2 protein-coding genes are annotated in these 1,694 nt (G+C 66.4%); one reads left to right on the top strand and one right to left on the bottom strand.

Annotation, left to right across the window (positions count from 1 at the left end):
- Positions 1–29: 29 nt before the first annotated feature.
- Positions 30–1,325: an MFS transporter gene (locus JYJ84_RS35980; protein WP_122946622.1), complete on the top strand. Its 1,296-nt coding sequence runs from the start codon at positions 30–32 to the stop codon at positions 1,323–1,325.
- 84 nt (positions 1,326–1,409) lie between these two features.
- On the opposite strand, the gene JYJ84_RS35975 is transcribed toward JYJ84_RS35980, so the two are convergent.
- A partial coding sequence (locus tag JYJ84_RS35975) for a glycosyltransferase family 9 protein (RefSeq protein ID WP_275890771.1) occupies positions 1,410–1,694 on the bottom strand: 285 nt, incomplete at its 5' end.

The following is a 1,694-nucleotide window of genomic DNA, read 5'->3' as shown; positions in this document are numbered from 1 at the left end:
TCGCGCCATCCGAGCTGAGCGAGAAAAACATGTCAACCGCGTCACACGCCATCGCGCAGGAATCGAAATTCCGCACCGTGTTCCGGGTCGTCAGCGGCAACTTCCTGGAAATGTATGACTTCATGGTCTACGGCTATTACGCGTCGGCCATCGCGAAAACCTACTTTCCGAGCGGCAACGCATTCGCGTCGCTGATGCTGTCGCTGTCGGTGTTCGGCGCGGGCTTCCTGATGCGGCCGGTCGGCGCGATCGTGCTCGGTGCGTACATCGACCACCATGGCCGCCGCAAGGGGCTGATCCTGACGCTCGGGCTGATGGCGCTCGGCACGCTCACGGTGGCCGCGATACCCGGATATGCGTCGATCGGTGTGCTCGCGCCGGCGCTCGTGCTGCTCGGCCGGCTGCTGCAGGGCTTTTCGGCGGGCGTCGAACTCGGCGGCGTGTCGGTCTATCTGTCGGAGATCGCGACGAAGGGCCACAAGGGGTTCTATACGTCGTGGCAATCGGGCAGCCAGCAGGTGGCCGTCGTGTTCGCCGCGTTCGTCGGCGTGCTGCTCAACCGTGCGCTGCCGGCCGAGGAGATGACCGCGTGGGGCTGGCGCATTCCGTTCCTGATCGGCTGCCTGATCGTGCCGTTCCTGTTCCTGATCCGTCGTTCGCTGAAGGAGACCGACGAATTCCTCGCGAAGCGCCATCGTCCGACGATGGGCGAGATCATGCGTTCGATGCTCGACAACTGGGGCATCGTGGTGGCAGGCATGGGGATGGTGATCATGACGACGGTGTCGTTCTACATGATCACCGCCTATACGCCGACGTTCGGCAAGGAAGTGCTGCACCTGTCGTCGCTCGACGCGCTCGTCGTGACCGTCTGCGTGGGGATTTCCAATCTCGTGTGGTTGCCGTTGTCCGGTGCGTTGTCCGACCGCATCGGGCGCCGCCCGGTGCTGATCGCGTTCACCGTGCTGACGCTGCTGTCGGCTTATCCGGCCGTGCTGTGGCTCGTCGGCGATCCGTCGTTCCTGCGGCTGCTCGCGGTCGAGCTGTGGCTGTCGTTCCTGTACGCGTCGTATAACGGGGCGATGGTCGTCGCGCTGACCGAAGTGATGCCGGCCGACGTGCGCACGGCCGGTTTCTCGCTGGCGTACAGCCTGGCGACGACGATCGGCGGCTTCACGCCGGCGATCTCGACGCTGCTGATTCATCAGACCGGGAACAAGGCGGCGCCGGGGCTGTGGCTGAGCGTTGCCGCGATTTGCGGGCTGGTCGCGACACTCGTGCTGTACCGCACGCCCGAGGCGCGCAACCAGTACAAGGCGGCCTGACGGGCCCCCACATGTCGCGCGGCGCGGGCCGCACGCATCGCATTGAAAAAGGGAGCGCGGCGCGCTCCCTTTTTTCGTCTGCGTTCAGGCTTCGCGCAGCATGCCGGCGACCGCGGCCGCCGCGTCATTCCATTGCCCGGGCGCGGGTTGGCGGGCAAGCCGCGCCTGCGGATACCACGGGCAGTCGTCGCCGGTGAACCAGCGCCAGTCGGGCGCGAACGGCAGCATGACCCACAGCGGCTTGCCGAGCGCGCCAGCGAGGTGTGCGACTGCCGTATCGATCGTGACGACGCCGTCGAGCCGCTCGATCAGCGCAGCCGTGTCGGCGAAGTCGTTCAGCCGGCCGTCGAGCCGATGCACGCGCGGATG

The organism is Burkholderia sp. LMG 13014 (genome assembly GCF_905232215.1).
Lineage (GTDB): Bacteria > Pseudomonadota > Gammaproteobacteria > Burkholderiales > Burkholderiaceae > Burkholderia.
This window is presented reverse-complemented; position numbering and strand designations above follow the sequence as displayed.